A 20,939-nucleotide genomic window follows, 5' to 3' on the forward strand; every position below is an offset into this window, starting at 1 on the left:
CGCCCTCATCACCCGCCTCGCCATGAGCCTCCTGCAGCGCATCGACGACCCCAAAACATCCATACGAAGACGCATGAAACGTTGCGCCTGGGAAAACGACTACCTCCTCAACGCCATCGCCCATATGCGATAGCCCTGCCCGCCGGGGGAGAGGAATCAAAGGTGAGGGGCGGCCGCGGAAGCGGCCAGAAAAGACTCTTCTCGGGCGCGGCCTTGCCGCGCGCACCTCTCCCCGGGGGGCTCACAAAAAAATAGGCCGCCGCGAGTGAACGCGACGGCCTCAGTGGAACCCGATGGTGGCGGGGTCTGTGGTCCTAGAAGGGCATCAGGAGGTCGTAGATCTCCTGGCCGTAGCGGGGGCGCTGGACGTCGGTGAGATGTCCGCGGCCGCCATAGGAAATACGGGCTTCGGCGATCTGGGTGTGGGCGATCGTATTGTCCGAAGCGATGTCCTGCGGGCGCGCGATGCCGGTGATCAGCAGTTCGCGCACTTCATTGTTCACGCGCACTTCCTGACGGCCGGCGATCACCAGATTGCCATTGGGCAGAACCGAGGTGACCAGGGCGGCCACGGTCAGGGAGATGCTTTCCGTCCGGTTGACCGAGCCGGCGCCCTGCGAGGAGGAGGACGAACCCAGGCTGGCGAGCGAGGCCGGGTCGATATTGTCGTTGAAGAAGCCGGTCAGATCGGCGCCGAAGAATTGCGTCAGGTCGGCATCTTCCGCCGAGGAGCGCGTCCGGTTGGTGGAGTTCTGCAGCTGGGCGCGGTCGGAAATGTCGATATTGACCGTGACGATGTCGCCGACGCGGGCGGCGCGCGGATCGCCGAAGAAGGTCGGCGAATTGGCGTTCCACAGCGAGTTGGTCTGCGAGGTGTGCTGGCGCGGCGTGGCGTATGCCGGCGGCATCGGGATCTGCTGCGGACCGGCACCGGCGAGGACGGCCGGGTTCTCGATCGGTGTCATGGGCGGCGTCTGGCCGACATAGGACAGGCGGTCGGTGGCTGCGCAGGCCTGCAGGGTGGCCGCGCCGATGATGAGGATTGCGATTTTGCGGATCATGGGGGTTCTCCCTGGATATCAGAAGCTGGCGGCCGGCGAGGCGCCGACGCGGGCACGGCCCGGCCCGTCGACGAGGGCCTCCACCGTGCGGCTGGATTGCAGATTGACGAAGCGGGCCACCTCGCCGTCGGCGGCGTTTTCCATGGCGCGGGCGCGCACGGAGAGCTGGATGCCCGGGGCTTCGAAGACGAGGGTGACGAGCTCACCGCGTTCGATCATCAGCGGACGCTGCAGGTCATAGCCGCGCAGCGGCTCGCCCGGGCGCAGGGCGCGGCGGGTTTCCAGGCCGATGATGGAGTCCGGATCGAGCAGCGAGTCCGGACGCAGGCGGTCCGAGCGCAGCGACACCCATTCGATATCGGCGTCGGAGATCTCGGCACCGGCCGGAATGGCGCGGGCCAGGACCGGAACGTCGACCGTGACGTAGGCGCGGCCGGTGATGCGCACCGACTGGGCACCGTCATAGGGCGTGATGTCGGCGACGAGCATGCCCGAGCGCGGGTCGAAATTCAGGGATTCGACCTGCAGACCGCCGGTCGCATCGACCGGTGCATGCAGCGCCAGGGCGGTGTTCGACAGGCGCACTTCGTGGACGCGGCCTTCTTCGGCGAACAGCTCGCCTTCCAGGAGGTCGGTCAGCGTGGCGGCGTCGATCACCTGGCTGTCGCGGGCCACCGTGATGCGGCGGACGCTGGCGGCATTGGCCCAGTCCAGACCGTTCTCGGCGGCGATGCGGCGGACATATTCCACCGTCAGCGAGGTGCGGCCGCCCGGTTCCGGGGCGCGGGCGACCACGATGTCGGCGGCTTCGCCGTCGACCGTGAACAGGTCGCCAAGCGTGATGTGTGCGCCATCGACGAGGAGGGTTTCGCGCAGCACCACCGCGTCGCTGGCCAGGGCCTGCGGCGCAATCAGCGCCGAGGCGGCCAGGCAGGTGAGGGCGAGGAGAGACGTGCGGGTCATCTATTCGCTCCGTTAGCGCAGGTTCGAGGAAGCAGCGAGCATCTCGTCGGATGCCGTGATGACGCGGGCGTTCATTTCGTAGGCGCGCTGCGCCTGGATCAGGGCGGTGATCTCGGCAACCGAGTTCACGTTGGAGCCTTCCACGAAGCCCTGGCGGATGATGCCGTAGCCCGGCGAACCCGGCGTGCCGACCGAGGCGGTGCCGGAGGCGGCGCTTTCCAGATAGAGATTGTCGCCCGTGGCCTCGAGGCCGGCCTCGTTGAAGAAGGTCACGAGTTCCAGCTGGCCCACGGTGGACGGTTCGGTCTGGCCGTCGATGAGCGCCTGGACCTGGCCCTGGGCGTTGATCGAGACTTCGCGGGCGCCCTGCGGAATGGCGATGCCCGGTGCGACCGTGTAGCCGTCGGAGGTGACGATCTCGCCTTCCGGGCTTAGGGCAAAATTGCCGGCGCGGGTATAGGCATCGGAACCGTCAGGCAGCTGGACGCGGAAATAGCCGCGGCCCGAGATCGCCAGGTCGTAGGTGTTGCCGGTGTTCGACAGCGGACCCTGTTCGGTGATCCGGTAGATGGAGTCGGCCTGGACGCCGAGACCGACCTGGACGCCCGTCGGCACGATGGTGCCGGCGTCGGAGGAGTTCATCCCCATGGCCTGGACGTTCTGGTAGAGCAGGTCCTGGAACTGGGCACGCTGGCGCTGGAAGGCCGTCGTGTTCATGTTGGCCAGGTTGTTCGAGATCACTTCGACATTCAGCTGCTGGGCTTGCATGCCGGTGGCGGCGGTGGTGAGGGAGCGCATGGTTCAACTCCTCCTTAAGAGACGCGGCCGAGGCGCTCGATGGCGCGCTTGTTCAGGTCTTCGGCATCGTTCAGGAATTTGGACACGGACTGGTAGGTCCGCATGATGCTCATCATGTCGGTCAGCTCGGTGATCGACTCGACATTGGAGCGCTCGACATAGCCCTGGCGCACGACCGGATCGAAGGCCGGCTGGGGCTGGTTTTCAGGATCGTCGGCATTGGCGACCGTGTAGCGGCCATTGCCTTCCTTGGTCATCAGCGAGCGGTTGGGCACTTCGAACACGCCGATGCGGCCGACGGCCTGGCCGTCCTGCATGATCACGCCGCCGTCGACCACGAGGGTCTCGGTCGCGCTGGGATCGAGCAGGATCGGGGCTCGGGTGTCGGCGTCCAGCACCGGGGCACCGTCGGCTGCGACCAGCTGGCCGTTGGCATCGGTGCGGAAGCGGCCGTCACGGGTATATTGTTCGGTGCCGTTGAAATCGACGGCGAAGAAGCCTTCGCCCTCGATGGCGACGTCGAACTGGCGGCCGGTGAAATCGAGCGCGCCCTGGCTGAAGTCGCGGCCCATGCCCCAGTTCGTCACGTACTGAAGCTCTGACGGTCCGTCGGCGTGTTCGGCGGTGCGGGCGGGCTGGTTCTCGAGAAGCAGCGACTCGACCTTGAAGCCGGCCGTGTTCGCGTTCGCGATGTTGTTGGCGATGACGTCCATGTCCCGGCGAAGGGTCATCTGGCGCGTCAGGCCGATCATGATTGCGTTGTCCATCGGGCGGTTTCCTTTCTGGATACCTGGTGTCGCCGTCGTATCGCAGCGATTGCCCGACAAGTTGCACGCAGCGTGCCAAGGTTAATTTTGTTGGTTATCAGCCACTTGGCCCGATCGCCTTGGGGGACAGGCCTGCCGGGTCCGGCAATCCTGTCCGGGCGGGTGGGAAGAAGTTGCCGGGGCGGGGGGAGGACTACGAAACGTTAACCGCAGTGACCGTTAATAGGGCCCAGACGATTCCCCGTTTGGAGCCCGCAATGGCCGACGAAGAAACAGAAACCGAAGACGGCGCCGAAGGCGAAGAAAAAGCCAAGAAGAGCCCCCTAAAGCTCATTCTTTTCATTGGCTTGCCTGTGTTGATCCTGCTGCTCGCGGGTGTCGGCGGCTTCCTTCTGTTCTCCGGTGGCGGCGATGATGCGGCCGAGCATGCCGATTCGTCGCACGGCGAATCGGGCGGTGACGGCCATGGTGGCGATACGCATGCCGCGGCCGAACAACATGCCGAACCGCATTATTTCGACCTGCGCGAGGGCGATGGCGAGGTGGAGACGATCACCACCAACATCCGGTCTTCGGATGGCCGCCCGGTTCTGGTGCAGCTGAAACTGTGCTTCGAGTCCACGAATCCGGAGATGGAGAGCATTCTCCAGTCGCATGTGGATCCGATCATGGACCAGTTCATCATGTTCCTGCGCGAGCTGCGCGAGGACGATCTCTACGGGTCGGCGGGCATGCACCGCGTGCGGCTGGAATTGCTGCGCCGGGTGAATCTGGCCATCGAGCCGGCCCAGGTGGATGCCGTGCTCATCCAGGAATTCCTGATTGTCGACTAACGCTTAACTGGACGGATACCGATGTCTGACGACTTGGATCAAGACGCGCTGGCCGCCGAATGGGAGGCAATGGCCGAGGACGGTGACGACCTCGACCTGGCGTCCGAATGGGAGGCGATGGTCGGCGGCGGCGACGACGACGACAATGATCTGCCGACCGTTGGCGGCGGGCCCGAGCGCATCCTCAACCAGGACGAGATCGACAGCCTGCTCGGCTTCTCGCTGACCGATGACGATGCGGCGGACAAGTCCGGCATCCGCGCGATCATCAATTCGGCGCTTGTAAGTTATGAGCGCCTGCCGATGCTGGAAATTGTCTTCGACCGCCTGGTGCGGCTGATGACGACCAGCCTGCGCAATTTCACCTCGGACAATGTCGAGGTGTCGCTGGATAATATTTCATCCATCCGCTTCGGCGACTATCTCAACTCGATCCCGCTGCCGGCGATCCTGGCCGTGTTCCGGGCGCAGCAGCTGGACAATTACGGCCTGCTGACGGTCGACTCCAACCTGATCTACTCGATCGTGGACGTGCTGCTCGGCGGCCGCCGCGGCACCTCGGCCATGCGCATTGAAGGCCGTCCCTACACCACGATCGAACGCATGCTGGTGCAGCGCATGATCGAGGTCGTGCTGGGCGATGCCAAACAGGCTTTCCAGCCGCTGACGGAAGTCGATTTCGACCTGGAACGCGTGGAGACCAATCCGCGCTTTGCCGCGATTGCCCGCCCGGCCAACGCCGCCATCCTCGTGAAGCTGCGCATCGACATGGAAGATCGTGGCGGCCGCATCGAATTGCTGCTGCCCTATGCTACCCTGGAGCCGATCCGGAAGATGCTGCTGCAGCAGTTCATGGGCGAGAAGTTCGGCCGCGACAATATCTGGGAAGGCCACCTGGCCACCGAGTTGTGGTCGACGAATATGGAAGTCCAGGCGGTGCTGGACGAACAGCGGATGCCGCTGGGCAAGATTGCCGATCTGAAGGTCGGCGACACGCTTTTCCTCGACGCCACCCCGAACAGCGAGGTGGAGTTGCGTTGCGGCCAGGTGCCGCTCACCCGCGGCCGAATGGGCCGTATCGGACACAGTGTTGCCCTGCGCCTGAGCGGTCCGCTCTCGCCGGGGGCCAAGAAAGCAATGATGAGGTTCGCATGACGCTCGCAGCTCTGGTTTTCGAAGGCCTGGTGGCCGCGCTTCTCGTCGTTGCCGTCGTGATGTGCTGGCGTGTCGACCGCCGCCTGAATGCCCTGAAGAAGGGGCAGGACGGCGTGCAGGCCTCCGTGATCGCACTCAATGAAGCGACCGATCGTGCCCGGGCCAGCCTGCTTGCCCTCGAGCGCGCCACCAGCCAGTCCGGCGAGGTGCTGGAGACGCGCGTCGCGGAGGCCCGCAAGCTGGCCGACGAACTGCGGCTGATCACCGGCGAGGCCGATCGCCGGGCGGACAGCCTGTCTGCGCGCCGCGCGCCGGCTCCGGGCCGCCGCCGCGCCAGCGAGATCTTTCCCGAAGGCGCCGGCTCGCGCGTCATCAACGATCTGAAGGATGTGAGATAGGTCATGCGCGAACCGGTTCGTCTGCTCGCCGTTCTCGCCGTCCTGATGGGCGGCCTGTTCGGTCTGAAAGCCCTGACGGTCGCCAATGGCGCCGCCGATTGGTGGGAAGCCCATGCGGCCACGCTGCTCGCCGAAGAGGCGACGCCGCAGGAAAGCGGTGACGGCCATGACGCGTCTGCCGATACGGACGCCGCACATGAAGCCGAAGACGGCGAGCATGCGGCGGAGACGCCGGCCGCATCGCCTGTTCCGGACACGGCGTTCCAGCCGGCCGGTGACGTGTCTGCCGCCTTCGCCGAACGCATTGCCAGCGGCATGCGCACGGCCGAGGAAGACCGCGTCTTCTATCGTCTGCGCGAACGCTCTGCCGAACTGGATCGCCGCGAACAGGAACTGGAAACCCGCGAAGCCCTGATGCTTGCCATGGAACAGCGCGTCGATGGCAAGATCGAAGAGCTCAATACGCTGCGCACGCAGATCATGGAGCTCACCGACAGCCTGTCCGAACGCGAGGGCGAGGACATGCAGGTGATCGTCGACTGGTATGGTGCCATGGATCCGGGCGATGCCGCCGAGCGGATTGCCAGCCTGGACATGGACACTCAGATCCAGATCGCCTCGCGCATGTCGCAACGCAAATTCGGTCCGATCCTGGCCGAGATGACGCCGGAAGCCGCCGCCGCCGTGACCCAGCGCATGGCCACCCGCAGCGACCTGCCCGACACTGTTGCGGAGCTGGAGGCCCGGCTTGCCGAAGGCGGCTAGACATATCGCCTCCTTGACCGGCGGGCTGACCCTCGCCTTGCTCGGTTCGACAGCCCTGGCCCAGACGGCCGGGGCGTTTGTCGTCGAGCGCACGGGTGCGGGCGCGCGCATCGTTATCGACTATGACGATGCGATCGCCAACGCGCGCCCCTCTGCCGCTGCCGATGTCGAACACACGGTTCTGATCGTCCGTCTGAGCGAGCCGCTGGAGGCGGATGTCGCCGGTCTGGCCGACCAGCTGGGCGATCTGGCGGCCCGTGCGCGTCTCGACCGCGACGGTTCGACCCTGCGTATCGCCCTCAACCAGACCGCCGACGCCCATGTGTCGTCGAGCTATGACCAGGTGGCGATCGACATCGTCCCCGTCGGCGCGCCGGCGCCTGCGCCCATCGTGTCGCCGCGCGAGGCGCGCGAGCGCGAAGAGGCGCGCCTGGCTGCCGAGCGCGCGGCCAATCCGCCGCCCGTGCCGCTTGTCGATGCACTGCCGGTGCAATACCGCGTCGGGCAGGCGACCGAATACACGCGGATCGAGTTTCTCTGGCCCCGCGAGGTCGGTTTCGAACTCGCGCAGACCGGCCATACAGCGACCGTCCGTTTTGACGCCCCGGCCGACATCGAGCTGGGCCGTCTGCGCGGATCGCCGCCGCGCTTCCTGGAAGGCGTCAGCGGCGAGCGCGATGTGAATGACTGGGTTCTCACGCTGGACGTGATGGACGGTGTCGAGGTGCGGGCCTGGAATGAGGGCGGTCGCGTCGTCGTCGACCTGCCCGATCCGGACGTGGCAAGCGCGGCAGCCCTGTTGGCCCAGCTTGGCGATCTGTCAGCGGAAGCGGGCGGTGAGCCTGAACCGGAAGAGACGGCTCCGGAAGAGAGTGCCGATACAGCAGCAACGGTCGCGGATACCGCAGAGACGGCGGCCCGCGGTCCTGCGCAGTTGCAGCCGGAACCAGCAGCCGAGCCCCTGCCCGCTGAAGACGAGCCCGCAGAAGCCGAACCGGTTGCCGAGACCCAATACGCCTCGGCCGACGCGCCGATTGTCGCCGAGGGCGGCGACCCCGTACCGGCCGATGGTCGTGTGCGCGCGAATGTCTCCGAGTTCAACGGCGATCTGCGGGTCGAGTTCGACTGGGCAGCGCCGCTGGGAGCGGCCGTTTTCCGCCGGGGCGAGGCGGTCTGGATTGTCTTTGACGCTGCTGCCGACATCGACCTGCGCGAGATGGAAATGGCCAATCGCCGCCATGTGCGCGACTACACGGCCGTGCGCGGTGAGGACTGGTCGGCTGCGCGCATCGCCGTGCCCTCGACCTCGCAAGCCGAAGCACGGATCGATGGCGCCCGCTGGACGGTGGTGTTCTCCGAACGGATCGACTCGCCGCCGCGCCCGATCAATGTCCGCCGCGATGCCCGCCGCACCCGGCCGGGGCGGATCCTGATGGATATCGCCGATCCGCGAGCCATCCGCTGGATCGAGGATCCCGTTGTGGGAGACCGGATCGGCGTTGTGACGGCCGGCGCGCCGGTACAGGGCCTGACCGCCCGCCGCGACTTTGTCGGCGGTGCGCTGTTGCCCAGCGCCCAGGGCGGCGCCGTGGAAGCCATCGCCGAGGATATCGAGATCAGCCTCATCACCTCGGGCGTGGCGATCAGCCGGCCCGAAGGGCTCAACCTGTCGCCGGCATCGGATGCCGCTGCCGCGGGCGCGGAAAGCTCGGTCCTCGCGAATATTTCCTCGCCGGCTCTGGTCTATTTCGACGCCTGGGATGGCGACGGGTATTTCCGCCGCGACTGGAATGCGCGTCTGCGCCGTGCGGCGCTGGAAGAGGGCACGGACGGCAAGATCGCACTGGCCCGCTTCCTTCTGGCCAACGAGCTGGCACCGGAAGCGCTGGGCATGCTTGACCTTGCAATCCAGCAGGATGCCTCGCTGGCGAACGATCCCCATGTGCGCTCGCTGCAGGGTGTCGCCAGCTACATGATGGACCGGCTGACGGACGCCCAGACCTATTTCTCTCACCCCGCGCTGGCCGTCGATCCCGCCGCCGATCTGTGGCGTGCGATGACAGCCGTCGGCGAGGAGCGCTGGGCCGATGCCCGCCGCCGTTTCGCGTCCGGTGACAGCACGATCTATTATTATCCTCCGGTCTGGCAGTCGCGCTTCCAGGTCGCGCATGCCCGTGCCGCGATGGAGCTCCACGACTACGCCGCTGCCCAGGACCTGCTCTACCGCGCCGAGGCGGGTGAACCGGATGACCGTACGCGTCGCGAGGCGCAATACATCCAGGCGCGCCTGGCCGAGGCCGATGGCCAGGTCGAACAGGCCATCGCGCTGCTGCAGGATCTGTCGGATTCCGGCGATGCGCAGATGGAAGCCAAGGCGCTGTCCGACCTTTATCGCCTGCAGCTGGCTGCGGGGCAGATCACCCGCACCGAGGCGATCGATGCGCTGGAAAACCTGCGCTTCCGCTGGCGCGGTGACACGATCGAACTGGATACCGTCCGGGCGCTCGGCGAGCTCTATGTCAGCGCCGGCGAATATGCGCGCGGGCTGGAAACGATGGACACCGCCCAGGCGCGCTTCCCGGATACCGAAGCCGGCCGCCGGATCGGTGAGGATATGGACGCGATCTTCCGCCGTCTCTTCCTCGATGGTGAGGCGGATCGTATGGACCCGGTCGAATCCGTCGCGATTTTCTATGAATACCAGCACCTCGTGCCGATCGGGGCCGATGGCGACCGTATGGTGCGCCGCCTGGCCGAACGCCTGATCGCCTTCGACCTGCTCGATCCGGCTTCCGAACTGCTGCAGCACCAGGTGGAATACCGCCTGCGCGAACCGCTCGCCCGGGCCCGCGTCGCGACCGATCTCGCGGTCGTCTATCTGATGGACCGGCGCTATGAGGACGCGATCAACGCCTTGCGGACATCCCGCATCGCCGGCCTGTCCGAAGAGCTGCGCAATGAGCGCTACCTGCTCGAGGCCCGCGCCTATTCCGAGCTGGGCCGCCATGAGCAGGCGCTGGAACTGATCGCCTCCGACCGCTCGGCCCCCGCCAACCGGCTGCGCGCCGATATCGCCTGGACCCAGCGGGACTGGCCGATGGCCGGCCGGCGGCTCGAGGCTCTGCTGGGCAATCGTTTTGCCGATACCGAGCCGCTGGATGCGTCCGAAGAAGCCGATGTCATGCGTGCGGCGATTGCCTATTCCCTGGCCCGCGACACCGAATCCGCCGTGCGGCTGGGCGAGCGCTATGGCGATGCCATGGCCGGGACGGAACAGGCGGCAGCGTTCGAGCTTCTGACCGATGAAAGCGCGCCGGCGGGCAATGCCCGATTCTCCGATCTCGCCACGCGGATCGCCAGCATCGACACGCTGGACGCCTTCATGGAGCCCTTCCGCGACCGCTTCACCAATAGCGGTGGACCGAGCTAGGGATCTGACGGGCTAGGTCAGGTTCGCCATTGCGAGCACGAAGATGCTCCAGGCGAATAGCCAGATCAGCATCCCGGCTGCGGGGACGGCTGGAAAAAGCGAATTCACCGCGAAGACCACCAGACCGGCAATGATCAAGCTGGCCAGCACCGCCAAGTTTGCCTTGAAATAAGACGTACTTCTCTTCGGGATAAACAGAGCCTGGGCGGTGCTGACGACAGTCGCCATGAGTAAGCCGAGTGCAATCACGGCAAGCCAGTGGGCGTCTTCCCGGAACATGGCGATACCGATTGAAGAGCAGATGGCGGTGTGAAAACCGACAGTGGCGAATGTTCTGAGAAGGCTGACCTCGCCCTTGTCCATGCAAGGCCCCCGGTCAGCCCCCGCCTATCGTCCCGAAACTCTGCATCAGCGAGCCGGTGACGAGGCGCCAGCCGTCGATCAGGACGAAGAAGATCAGCTTGAATGGCAGGGAGATCACGATCGGCGGCAGCATCATCATGCCCATCGACATGAGGATGGAGGAGACGACGAGGTCGATGATCAGGAAGGGGATGAAGAGCAGGAAGCCGATCTCGAAGGCGCGGCGCAGTTCGGAAATCATGAACGCAGGCGCGACGATCCAGAAAGAGGTGGCTTCCGGCGTATCGGGCAGAGGCTGTTCCGACATCTCGATGAACAGCGCCAGATCGTCCTCGCGCGTGTGGGCCAGCATGAAGGTCTTCAGCGGACCGGTCGACAGGTCGAAGGCCTCGGTCAGCTCGATCTCGTCTTCCATCAGGGGCTGGATGCCCCGTTCGTAGGACTGGGTGAAGACCGGCGCCATGATGAATCCGGTCAGGAAGATCGCCAGCGAGACGAGGACGGCGTTCGGCGGGCTCTGCTGCAGGCCCAGCCCGGTGCGCAGCAGCGACAGCACGACGATGATCCGCACAAAGCTGGTCGTCATGATGATGATGGACGGCGCCAGCGAGAGAATGGTGAGCAGGGCGATCAGCTGCAGCACACGCTCGGTCAGATCGCCTTCGGTGCCGGTATCGATCGTGATGCTCTGCGCCTCGGCTCCGGCCCCCAGGAGGGTGATGATGCCGAGGACGAAAAGCGCGGCGCAGACCCAGAAGCCCTTTTTCATGCCGCATCCTCCGTCTCGATGTCGGGGGTCCGGGGCGCAGCGGCCGGCCGGCTGGCCAGCACGGTTTCCGCTTCCGCTCCCAGAAGGACCACATGTTCGGTGTCGTCAGCCTGCACGATGACCACGCGGCGGCGCGGGTCGATCACCAGGGTTTCCTTGAGGCTCAGCCGGCGCTCTGTGCCAGCGCCGAAGCCGCGCAGGCCGGTCATGCCCTGCAGGATCCAGCCGCGGCGCACGGCATAGCCGAACAGGCCGAGCCCGCCCACGAGCACGGCAAGCACCGAGACGGCGAAGAAGTAGTGGGTCCAGTTGACGATGTCGCTCATCGGGCCATTGCCTCATAAGAGATTACCCGCTTGTCCGGTGATGCGGTTAAGTGCGCGTTAACTGTGACGGCCCACCTTCGTTAACGGTAGAAAAGGGGATTCGCGGATGCGGCCCGACGACGTGTCAGTGCTGGCACTTCTTCGACAGTCGATGAGCTTCAACACCGAGCGCCAGCGGGTGATCTCGGAGAATGTGGCCAATGCGAACACGCCCGGCTACACCGCGAAGGATCTCGACGAGAGCGAATTCAATCGCGCGGTACAGCGCCAGATGCGCGGCCACGAGGCCGGCAATGGCCCGTCGCGCGTGCGCATGCTGACCAGCGAGGCCGGGCACATGTCCGGTTCTGCCGGCGGTTCGGCATCGCGCAATTGGGGAACGACCGACGCGCCGGATTCCGAGACCACGGTCAACGGCAATTCGGTCGTGCTGGAAGAACAGATGGTGCGGGCCCAGGAAACGCGCATGCAGTACGAGAGCGCGCTGACCCTGTACCAGAAGAGCCTGGGGCTGATCCGTATGGCGATCAAGCCGGCCGGGCGTTAATCGAGGAGCTAGAGGATGAGCGACGCATCTGACGCCATGTCGATCTCTGCAGCCGGCCTTCGGGCCCAGGCAGCGCGCATGCGCATCATCTCGGAAAACCTGGCCAACGCCGATTCCACGGCGCGCGAGCCGGGCGGGGATCCCTATCGCCGCCAGATCCCGGTCTTCGAGGCCGAGCTGGATCGCGTGACGGGGCTGAGCCATGTCCGCATGAATGATGTCGCCTACGACCAGAGCGAATTCACGCTGGAATTCGATCCCGGCCACCCGGCCGCGGACGAAGCCGGCTATGTGCGCACCTCCAATGTCGAGACCCTGGTCGAGATGATGGATATGCGTGAGGCGATGCGCTCCTACGAAGCCAATCTGAACATGATCGAAAACAGCCGGCGCATGCAGGAGCGTACGCTGGACCTGCTGCGCCGCTAGAACCGCGCGCGCCGCTCTCAGAATGAGGATGTGAGCCCATGGCAGCCGATCTTTCCGCCGTCCAGGCCTATCAGGCCGCGGTCCGTGCCGCCCAGCAATCGGTGGGTGGTGCCAAAGAAGCCGAAGCGACGCCGTCGCTCGACTTCGGCAATATGGTCTCCTCGGCCATTGCCGATACGTCCGGCGCCCTGGCCAATGCCGAACAGATGACCGCCGCCGCCGCCGCCGGTGAAGCCGAGCTGCTGGACGTGGTCACGGCTGTCTCCGCCGCCGAGATATCGCTGGAAACCGTCGTTGCCGTGCGCGACGAGGTGGTCCGCGCCTACCAGGAAATCCTGCGCATGCCGATCTAGGGCCGCTGACCGATACGAAGATACACAAGACCCCGGCCGTGGCCGGGGTCTTTTTCTGTCTGCTTCTATTGCGCGGACTGGACCGAGGCCGTCCAGGCCCCGACTTCCTCGGTCAGCATCGACAGCGGGATCTGGCCTGAGGCCAGAACCGTGTCGTGGAAGGCCCGAACGTCGAAGGCATCGCCCAGCGTGCGCTCTGCCTGCTCGCGCAGGGCGACGATATGGTTCTTGCCGACCTGGTAGGCTGTCGCCTGGCCGGGGAAGACCACATAGCGCTCGACCGCCGGAATGATGTCGGCGTCTGAATTGGGCGTGTTCTCCTGCAGGTAGGCGATGGCCTCCTCACGCGACCAGCCATTGGCATGCAGGCCGGTATCGACCACCAGACGGCAAGCCCGCCACAGCTCCATCGCGATGCGGCCCGCATTGAGATACGGGTCCGAATACAGCCCCATCTCGACCGGCAGGGATTCCGCATACAGGCCCCAGCCTTCCGCATAGGCGGTGTAGCCGACGAATTGGCGGAAGCGGGGCAGGTTCTCCATTTCCTGCTGGATCGACCGCTGCAGATGGTGGCCCGGAATGCCCTCATGATAGGCCAGCGTCGCCATCTGGTAGGTGGGCACGCTCGTCATGTCGCGCAGATTGACATAGTAGACCGCGGGCCGTGAGCCATCGGGCGTGGCGTTCTCGTAGAAGGCCAGGCCGGCGCCGGCCTCGCGGAAGGGTTCCACCCGCCGCACGACCAGTTCCGCTTCGGGCAGGGTGCCGAAGAATTCGGGCAGGCGTTCGCGCACCGTCTCGATGATTTCCGTCGCGCGCTGCATGTAGGCCGCGCGGCCCTCTTCGGTGTCCGGATAGTAGAATTGCGGGTCCTCGCGCAGGAAGACGAAGAAATCCTGCAGGCTGCCCTCGAAACCGGTCTGCGCCATCACCTCGCGCATTTCGGCGTGCAGCCGGTCGACTTCAGCCAGGCCCAGCGCGTGGATTTCCTGCGCCGTCATGTCGGTCGTGGTGAAGCCGGCGAGCAGGTTGTTGTAGAAGGCCTCGCCATCGGGCAGGTCTGCAACGCCATCGGCCGTCGTCGAGCGGTCCCGATGATCCACCAGCATGGCTTCCAGGCGCGCATAGACCGGTCCGAAGTCTTCGAGCAGGGCCGTGCGGGCCTGGTCCAGCAGCGCGGTCCGTTCGGCATCCGTCAGGTCGAGGGCGCCGACCTTGCGCTGGAAGTCTGCCCAGAGGGGATGATCCGGACCGTCATCGAAGGGGGCGCCGGTCTGCAGGCCCTGCACTGTGGACAGGACGCGGTCATAGACCCAGGCGGGCGCCTCGATGCCCTGGTCAAACCGGTATTCGGCTTCGGCGATGTGCATGTCCATCACATCGTCCAGGGTCGACAGCCGCTGGATATAGGCCTCGGCGTGATCCGCGGTCTCGATCCGGTGCTGGCCGATCAGAAAGGCCAGATAGCCCGTATGCGGCCCGAACAGCTGGTTGAAGACATAGCCGTAGCGGTCGAAAGGTTCAGACTCCGCGGCGCGTTCGGCGCTGTATTCGAACAGGCGCCAGGACATCTGGCCCACCGGGTCGAGTGCGTCGAAGTCGAACCGCGTGCGCATCTCCTCAAGCCGGGCCAGGCTGCGCTGGTTTGCGGCCTCGAGTGCGTCCTGGCTGATATCGTTCCAGCGGCCATAGTCCTCGTCGATAATGCCCAGCCCGGTCTTGTTGGCCGGGAAGTATTCCAGCTCTTCCTCGAAATTGCCTGCGAACCAGGCGTTCAGGCGATCGGTTTCCGTTTCCTGCGCGATGGACTGGAGCGCGGCGCCCTGTGCGAATGCGGGTGCCGCGGCGGCAACCGATACGGTGATGCTGGACGCCAGCAGGACGGCACGCAGCGGTGCGAATTTGGCAAATGACATGATTTCCCCTCAGCCTGTTGAATCGGCAAGATCGGGGACGCCGTCCTTCGGGACTCTGGCGCCGCGCTTACAGCGCCGTAATACCGCGCCGGTTGCCGCAAACGAAAAGGCCCTCCGGGCAAGCGGAGGGCCTTTGAATGCCGACGGGCAGAAGGCGGTTTATTCCGCCGCCTGTGTCTCCGCGATCCAGTTGTTCACGCGCTCTTCCAGCACGGCCAGGGGCATGGCGCCCTGGGTCAGGACGACATCGTGGAAGTCGCGGATGTCATAGGCCTCGCCGAGGGCCTCCTCCGCCACCCCGCGCAGGCGCAGGATTTCCAGCATGCCGACCTTGTAGGCATTGGCCTGGCCCGGATAGACGATGTAGCGGTCGATGGCATTGCGCACATCGCCTTCCGGATTGGGCGTGTTTTCCAGGAGGTAGTCGACCGCTTCCTGGCGCGTCCACTGGTGATAGTGCAGGCCGGTGTCGACCACGAGGCGGCAGGCCCGCCACAACTCCATCGCCAGCCGGCCGAAGTCGGAATAGGGGTCGGAGTAGAAGCCGAATTCCTTGGGCAGGTATTCGGTGTAGAGCCCCCAGCCTTCGGTATAGGCGGTGTAGCCGCCAAAGCGCCGGAAGGCCGGCACACCGTCCAGTTCCTGCATGATGGCCAGCTGCATGTGGTGGCCCGGAATGCCCTCGTGATAGGCCAGCGCTTCCATCTGGTAGGTCGGCATGTCGGCCATGTCGCGCAGATTGGCGTAGTAGACGCCGGGGCGCGTGCCGTTCGGAGCCGGGCGCTGGTAGAAGGCCTTGCCGGCCGCGTTTTCGCGGAACGGCTCGACGCGGCGCACTTCCAGTTCGGCCTCCGGGAAGGTGTTGAACATCTGCGGCAGGGTCTCGCGCATCGTGTCGATCAGCGCGGTGGCGTCGGCGAGATAGTCGGCCCGGCCTTCGTCGGTGTTGGGATAGTAGAACTGCTCGTCAGTGCGCATGAATTCAAAGAACTCGGCCAGCGAGCCTTCGAAACCGACCTGATCCATGATGGCGCGCATCTCGCCATGGATCCGCTCGACCTCGGCGAGGCCGAGCTGGTGGATCTCCTCGGCGGACAGATCCATCGTCGTGTAGTTGTTCAGGAGGTAGTTGTAGAACTCGCCGCCATCGGGGTGTTTCCACACACCGTCATCGTCGGTGGCGACTTCCGCCTGCTCTTCGAACAGGGCGATGATCCGCTGATAGGCGGGTTCGACGACGGATGTCAGGGCTGCCTCGGCTTCGGCGATCAGGCGGTCCTTCTCGGCCTGGTCGATATCCAGCGCCTCGACCTTGCCGCGGAAGTCGGCCATCAGCGGGCTGTCCTCGCCGCTGTCATCGAAGGGGGCACCGGTGATGACATTGCGCGCCGTGGCGATCATCGGATCATAGGTCCAGCGCGGCGTGAGAACGCCCAGCTCGGCCGAGCGGCGCGAATTCGCGATATTCTGGTCGAGATACTCACCCATGCCTTCCAGCCGCGCGACATAGGCTTCCGCATCCGAAAGCGTGTCCACCCGGTGATTATTGATCAGGAAGGTGGGCGTATTCATGTGCGGGCCCGAGCGCGGCGTGAAGGTGTAGCCGTGATCGCGCCAGCGCCAGCCGGCTTCGCTTCGCTCGGCGTCGTATTCGAACAGGCGCCAGGAGAGTTGTGCGCTCTCGTCCAGCGCATCGAAATCGAAATTCTCGCGCATATAGGCGAGATTGGCCTGGCCGATCTCATGGCTTTCGGCCTCGAATTCCGGCGAGGCATCATTCCAGCGATCGTAATCCGTCTTGCGGCCCAGATAGGTCTGGTACATCGGGCTGCGAGCCAGGTTTGCCTCGAACACCTCGTTGAACCAGGCGTTCAGACGCTCGCTCTCGGTTTCGGTCGCATCGGCCGTCTGCGACGTCTCGCCAGCGGCTTCAGCGCCTGCAGAACCGGCCTCCGGCCGGTCGGCGCCGGCCGGCGTCTGTCCAGCGGCGGAATGATCCTCGGCGGGTTGCGAACAGGCGGCCAGCAGGGCCAGCGCCGACGCCCCGGCCAGCCAGGTCATTGCGGTCTTCGTCATAACTCTTCCCCTCACTCTTGGCTGTCGCCGCGCTTTCCGGCGACATAGTCGTTGACCAGTTCGGTCAGCACGGGCAGCGGCAGCGACCCGTTGGTCAGCACGACATCGTGGAATTCGCCCCAGTCGAAATCATCGCCCAGCTCTTCGCGGGCATAATCGCGCAGATCGCGGATACGCATCTGGCCGATCTTGTAGGAGGTCGCCTGGCCCGGCCAGACGATATAGCGCTCGACCTCGCGGACGATCTCTTCCTCCGTGAAGGAGGTGTTGGCCGTCAGATACTCGATGGCATCCTCGCGCGACCATTGCAGAGAGTGGATGCCCGTATCGACCACGAGGCGTCCGGCGCGCCAGAGCTCGTAGGCGAGGCGGCCGAAATCCTGATAGGGATCGGTGAACAGGCCCATATCCTTGCCCAGGCTCTCGGCATAGAGCGCCCAGCCCTCGCCGAAGGCCGACAGGTAGAGCAGACGCTGGAACATCGGCGTGCCTTCACGCTCCTGGGCCAGGGCCAGCTGGAAGTGGTGGCCGGGAATGCCCTCGTGATAGGCCAGTGTTTCCATCTGGTAGGTCGGCAGGTTCCGCATGTTCAGCGTGTTGGCGTAGTAGATGCCGGGGCGTGAACCGTCGAGCGCCGGCGAGTTGTAGAAGGCGCTTGGCGAACCGGCTGCCCGGAAGGGTTCGACTTCGCGTACGACAAGCGGGGCTTCCGGCATGGTGTCGAAATAATCCGGCAGCACATCGCGCACAGTGTCGAAGATCGCATTGGCGCCGGCGATATATTCGGCGCGGCCCTCATCCGTGTTCGGCAGGTAGAATTGCTCGTCGGTGCGCATGAACTCGAAGAAGTCCTGCAGGGAGCCTTCGAAGCCCACCTGGTCCATGATGGCGCGCATCTCGCCATGGATGCGGTCGATCTCGGCGAGGCCGATATCATGGACTTCCTGGGGCGACAGGTCGGGCAGGGTGGTGAAGCTGGCCAGCTGGCTTTCGTAATAGGCCTGGCCGCGCGGCAGCTTCCAGGCGCCGTCACGCGTATCCGTCATCTCGGCATGGCGCTCGAACATGTCGATCAGGCGGCGATAGGCCAGGCTGACAGAGCTCTCCAGAGCCTCGGTCGCGCGGGCGATGAGGTCGTCCTTTGCCTCCTGGTCGATATCCAGCGCCTCGACCTTGCCGCGGAAGTCAGCCAGCAGCGGGCTTTCGCTGCCGCTGTCGTCAAAGGGCGCGCCGGTGATCAGGGCCTGTGTGTTGCCGATGAGGTAGTCGAAGGCGAAGCGCGGCGGCAGGACGCCGGCCTCGGCGCGTTCGTCGGCGCGCACGATCAGCGTGTCGAGAACCGGGCCAAGCCCCTCAAGGCGGCGGATATAGGCTTCGGCGTGATCGGCGTTTTCGATCCGGTGCTGGCTGATCAGCAGGGTCGGCATGCCGGTGTGCGGACCGAACATCTGGGTGAAGACATAGTTCTGGTCGCGGAATTCATACTGCCGGATGCCGGTTTCCTGCAGGTATTCGAAGACGCGATAGGAGACGCGGGCATCCGCGTCGAGCGCGTCATAGTCGAAACTGTCGCGCAGATAGGCCAGGCGGTCGATGCGGCGTTGCTGGTCAGCGGCGGCGGCCTCGTCGGTTACGGCATCCCAGCGGCCATAGGCGTCCAGATTGTCGATCCGGCCAAGCTGGGTCTGGGTTTGCGGCGAGCGGACGAGGTCAGCCTCGAACAGTTCGTCGAACCAGGTATAGAGGCGTTCGCTTTCGCTTTGTTCGGCCTGGGCGGCCCGGGCCGCTTCAACGGCGGCGCCGGACAACTCGTTACGCGGCGTGGCGCTGTCGTCGGGCTGGGAACAGGCCGCCAGCAGGGCGATGAGCGAGACAGCAAGCGGTGTACGGATCGAATACTTCATGTCGGTCTCCCCAGACCGGCGGCGGCTGGGTCGCAGGCCGGCGCCGTTATCCGAATTGGCTACGATCAAACGGACGTCAGCCGCTGCACCGGCAGCGGCTGACTCCTGTCACGTTCTGTGCGGCAGGATAGCCCTGTGAGGCCCCCGCCTGTCAAACGCGGTTCGTCTATTCGGCGGCCTGGTTCGCCGCAATATAGTCGTCGACCAGCTGTTCCAGCAGGGTGAGCGGGATCGAGCCATTGGTCAGGACCACATCGTGGAACTCGCCCATGTCGAAATCATCGCCCAGGGCATCCATGGCGCGCTGGCGAAGGTCCAGGATGGTGAGCATGCCGACCTTGTAGGACACCGCCTGGCCCGGCCAGACCATGTAGCGGCGCACTTCATTGACGATATCGCCCTCAGGCATCGGCGTATTGGCGACCATGTAGTCGATCGCGTCCTGCTCGCTCCACTCCATCGCGTGGATGCCGGTGTCGACGACCAGGCGCGCAGCCCGGAAGACCTCGTAGGAGAGGCGGCCGAAATCCTGATAGGGATCGGTGAAGCCGCCCATCGTCTTGCCGAGATTTTCCGCATAGAGGCCCCAGCCTTCGGAGAAGGCCGAATAGCCCTGCAGGCGCTGGAACATCGGCACGCCTTCCAGCTCCTGGGCGAGGGCGATCTGGAAGTGATGGCCCGGCGCGCCCTCATGGTAGGACAGCGTCTCGATCAGATAGTTCGGATTGTCCCGCATGTGGGCGAGGTTGACGTAGTAGGCACCCGGGCGGGAGCCGTCGAGGGCGCCGGACTCGTAGAAAGCGCCGGTGGCCGTCTCGATGCGGTATTGCTCGACCGCGCGGACTTCCAGGTCGGCTTCCGGCAGCGTGTTGAAGTATTGCGGCGCTATCTCCATCACGTGATCGACATAGGCGGTGGCCTGGTCGAGATACTGCTGACGGCCTTCTTCGGTGTCCGGATAGTAGAACTGGTCGTCGGTGCGCAGGTGGACGAAGAAGTCCTGCAGCGTGCCTTCGAAACCGACTTCTTCCATGATGGCGCGCATCTCGTCATGGATGCGGGCAACCTCGTCCAGACCGGTCTGGTGGATGTCGCCGGCCGAGAGGTCGGTCCGCGTGGTGTAGTTGTTCAGCTGGCTGCGATAGAAGCTCTCGCCTTCCGGCAGTGCCCAGGCGCCCTGGTTGCGGCCATCGGCCATCTCGCCATGACGCTCCATCGTCTCGACCAGCGCCGTGTAGGCCGGGCCGACTTCGGCCGTCAGGGCTGCTTCGGCTTCGGCGATCAGGCGATCCTTCTCGGCCTGGTCGATCTCAAGGGCCTCGACCTTGTTGCGGAAGTCGGCCAGCAGCGGGCTGTCCTCACCGCTGTCGTCGAAGGGCGCGCCGGTGATGAAGCGCCGGGCGGCGGTGACCACGATCGGATAGGCGAAAGCCGGGGCCAGGACGCCGTCCTGCGCGCGGGCATCGGCCTGGGCCGTATAGGTCTCGATTACATCGCCCAGACCGTTGAGGCGGCTGATATAGGCCTCGGCATGTTCGACCGTATCGACACGGTGATAGCCGATCAGGATGGTCGGAAGCTGGGTGTGGGGACCGAAGAACTGGGTGAAGATATAGCCGTGATCCCAGAACTCGCCCTGCTGGGCGTTGTTCGCCGCGATGAATTCGGCAAAGCGCCAGGCGACCTGGCCCTCATGGGTGAGGGCGTCATAGTCGAAGTTCTCGCGCATGTAGCGGGTGCGGGCCGCCTCGCGGGAGAGGGTGTCACGGAAGGCGTCTTCCGACACGTCATCCCATTCGCCATAGGCCTCGACATCGTCGATCATGCCCAGATAGGTCTTGAACAGGGGCGAGCGGTTCAGCTCTTCCTGGAATTGTTCGTCGAACCAGGCAAAGAGGCGCTCGGTCTCGGTCTGCTCGCCGGCATCGGCCTGTTCGGCGGCTTGCGTGTCCGGCGCCGCCGTCCCGGCTGCAGAGGTCTCGGACGCCGGCGTCGCGGTTTCGGCGGTATCGTCGGTCGGCGAGCAGGCGGCCATCAGGGCCAGGCAGGACGTGCCGATCAAAAAGCTGCGAAGACGCATAAT

The 20,939-nt window shown here is 65.1% G+C and carries 19 protein-coding genes; 8 read left to right on the forward strand and 11 right to left on the reverse strand.

Features of this window, described 5'->3' with window-relative positions; translation table 11 throughout:
- Positions 1 to 314: 314 nt before the first annotated feature.
- From flgH to ABJO18_RS14535, 4 genes are read right to left on the reverse strand one after another with little or no spacing between them, the layout of a single operon-like run.
- Positions 315 to 1,061 (reverse strand): flagellar basal body L-ring protein FlgH, encoded by a 747-nt coding sequence (gene flgH / locus ABJO18_RS14520; protein ID WP_348507151.1) that lies wholly within the window; start codon positions 1,059 to 1,061, stop codon positions 315 to 317.
- Between the two features lie 18 nt (positions 1,062 to 1,079).
- A complete protein-coding gene (gene flgA / locus ABJO18_RS14525; RefSeq protein ID WP_348507150.1) occupies positions 1,080 to 2,024 on the reverse strand; it encodes a flagellar basal body P-ring formation chaperone FlgA in 945 nt (314 codons plus the stop codon).
- A gap of 12 nt (positions 2,025 to 2,036) precedes the next feature.
- Positions 2,037 to 2,822, reverse strand: a complete 786-nt coding sequence (gene flgG / locus ABJO18_RS14530; protein WP_271185899.1) for a flagellar basal-body rod protein FlgG — start codon at positions 2,820 to 2,822, stop codon at positions 2,037 to 2,039.
- A 14-nt stretch (positions 2,823 to 2,836) separates the two neighbouring features.
- On the reverse strand, positions 2,837 to 3,589 hold the full coding sequence (locus ABJO18_RS14535) for a flagellar hook-basal body complex protein (protein ID WP_348507149.1): 753 nt from the start codon (positions 3,587 to 3,589) through the stop codon (positions 2,837 to 2,839).
- Between the two features lie 257 nt (positions 3,590 to 3,846).
- Between ABJO18_RS14535 and ABJO18_RS14540 the strand changes: the two genes are divergently transcribed.
- Genes ABJO18_RS14540 through ABJO18_RS14560 form a run of 5 tightly spaced genes read left to right on the forward strand, consistent with a single transcriptional unit; the run spans position 3,847 to position 10,170 of the window.
- Positions 3,847 to 4,422, forward strand: coding sequence for a flagellar basal body-associated FliL family protein (locus ABJO18_RS14540; RefSeq protein ID WP_348507148.1), 576 nt, complete (start codon positions 3,847 to 3,849; stop codon positions 4,420 to 4,422).
- Positions 4,423 to 4,443: 21 nt separating this feature from the next.
- The gene (gene fliM, locus ABJO18_RS14545; RefSeq protein WP_348507147.1) at positions 4,444 to 5,577 is read left to right on the forward strand and encodes a flagellar motor switch protein FliM; all 1,134 of its coding nucleotides are present in this window, start codon (positions 4,444 to 4,446) and stop codon (positions 5,575 to 5,577) included.
- Positions 5,574 to 5,975, forward strand: coding sequence for a DUF6468 domain-containing protein (locus ABJO18_RS14550; RefSeq protein WP_348507146.1), 402 nt, complete (start codon positions 5,574 to 5,576; stop codon positions 5,973 to 5,975). The genes fliM and ABJO18_RS14550 overlap by 4 nt, the downstream gene beginning before the upstream one ends.
- A 3-nt stretch (positions 5,976 to 5,978) precedes the next feature.
- On the forward strand, positions 5,979 to 6,740 hold the full coding sequence (locus ABJO18_RS14555; protein WP_348507145.1) for a hypothetical protein: 762 nt from the start codon (positions 5,979 to 5,981) through the stop codon (positions 6,738 to 6,740).
- Positions 6,724 to 10,170 carry a hypothetical protein gene (locus tag ABJO18_RS14560; protein WP_348507144.1) on the forward strand — a complete coding sequence of 1,149 codons (3,447 nt, stop codon included), beginning with the start codon at positions 6,724 to 6,726 and terminating at the stop codon, positions 10,168 to 10,170. Before ABJO18_RS14555 ends, ABJO18_RS14560 begins: the two co-directional genes overlap by 17 nt.
- 12 nt (positions 10,171 to 10,182) lie before the next feature.
- On the opposite strand, the gene ABJO18_RS14565 is transcribed toward ABJO18_RS14560, so the two are convergent.
- Genes ABJO18_RS14565 through ABJO18_RS14575 form a run of 3 tightly spaced genes read right to left on the reverse strand, consistent with a single transcriptional unit; the run spans position 10,183 to position 11,628 of the window.
- Positions 10,183 to 10,533, reverse strand: coding sequence for a hypothetical protein (locus ABJO18_RS14565; protein ID WP_348507143.1), 351 nt, complete (start codon positions 10,531 to 10,533; stop codon positions 10,183 to 10,185).
- A gap of 13 nt (positions 10,534 to 10,546) precedes the next feature.
- Positions 10,547 to 11,302, reverse strand: a complete 756-nt coding sequence (fliP, locus tag ABJO18_RS14570) for a flagellar type III secretion system pore protein FliP (protein ID WP_348507142.1) — start codon at positions 11,300 to 11,302, stop codon at positions 10,547 to 10,549.
- Positions 11,299 to 11,628 carry a flagellar biosynthetic protein FliO gene (locus tag ABJO18_RS14575; RefSeq protein WP_348507141.1) on the reverse strand — a complete coding sequence of 110 codons (330 nt, stop codon included), beginning with the start codon at positions 11,626 to 11,628 and terminating at the stop codon, positions 11,299 to 11,301. Before ABJO18_RS14575 ends, fliP begins: the two co-directional genes overlap by 4 nt.
- A 106-nt stretch (positions 11,629 to 11,734) precedes the next feature.
- On the opposite strand from ABJO18_RS14575, the gene flgB reads away from it, so the two are divergent.
- From flgB to fliE, 3 genes are read left to right on the forward strand one after another with little or no spacing between them, the layout of a single operon-like run.
- The gene (flgB, locus tag ABJO18_RS14580; protein ID WP_348507140.1) at positions 11,735 to 12,175 is read left to right on the forward strand and encodes a flagellar basal body rod protein FlgB; all 441 of its coding nucleotides are present in this window, start codon (positions 11,735 to 11,737) and stop codon (positions 12,173 to 12,175) included.
- A gap of 15 nt (positions 12,176 to 12,190) precedes the next feature.
- Positions 12,191 to 12,604 (forward strand): flagellar basal body rod protein FlgC, encoded by a 414-nt coding sequence (flgC, locus tag ABJO18_RS14585; RefSeq protein WP_348507139.1) that lies wholly within the window; start codon positions 12,191 to 12,193, stop codon positions 12,602 to 12,604.
- A 38-nt stretch (positions 12,605 to 12,642) separates the two neighbouring features.
- The gene (fliE, locus tag ABJO18_RS14590) at positions 12,643 to 12,957 is read left to right on the forward strand and encodes a flagellar hook-basal body complex protein FliE (protein WP_291886713.1); all 315 of its coding nucleotides are present in this window, start codon (positions 12,643 to 12,645) and stop codon (positions 12,955 to 12,957) included.
- A 65-nt stretch (positions 12,958 to 13,022) separates the two neighbouring features.
- Here the strand turns inward: fliE and ABJO18_RS14595 are convergent, their stop codons facing one another.
- The 4 genes from ABJO18_RS14595 to ABJO18_RS14610 all read right to left on the reverse strand — a co-directional run bounded on the left by ABJO18_RS14595 (position 13,023) and on the right by ABJO18_RS14610 (position 20,936).
- The gene (locus tag ABJO18_RS14595; RefSeq protein WP_348507138.1) at positions 13,023 to 14,876 is read right to left on the reverse strand and encodes a DUF885 domain-containing protein; all 1,854 of its coding nucleotides are present in this window, start codon (positions 14,874 to 14,876) and stop codon (positions 13,023 to 13,025) included.
- Between the two features lie 159 nt (positions 14,877 to 15,035).
- A complete protein-coding gene (locus ABJO18_RS14600; RefSeq protein WP_348507137.1) occupies positions 15,036 to 16,952 on the reverse strand; it encodes a DUF885 domain-containing protein in 1,917 nt (638 codons plus the stop codon).
- 11 nt (positions 16,953 to 16,963) lie between these two features.
- Positions 16,964 to 18,856 carry a DUF885 domain-containing protein gene (locus ABJO18_RS14605; RefSeq protein WP_348515981.1) on the reverse strand — a complete coding sequence of 631 codons (1,893 nt, stop codon included), beginning with the start codon at positions 18,854 to 18,856 and terminating at the stop codon, positions 16,964 to 16,966.
- 166 nt (positions 18,857 to 19,022) lie between these two features.
- Positions 19,023 to 20,936, reverse strand: coding sequence for a DUF885 domain-containing protein (locus ABJO18_RS14610; protein ID WP_348508582.1), 1,914 nt, complete (start codon positions 20,934 to 20,936; stop codon positions 19,023 to 19,025).
- Between the last annotated feature and the right edge of the window lie 3 nt (positions 20,937 to 20,939).

It is taken from the genome of Maricaulis sp., from assembly GCF_039978735.1.
In the GTDB taxonomy this organism is placed as follows: Bacteria; Pseudomonadota; Alphaproteobacteria; order Caulobacterales; family Maricaulaceae; genus Maricaulis.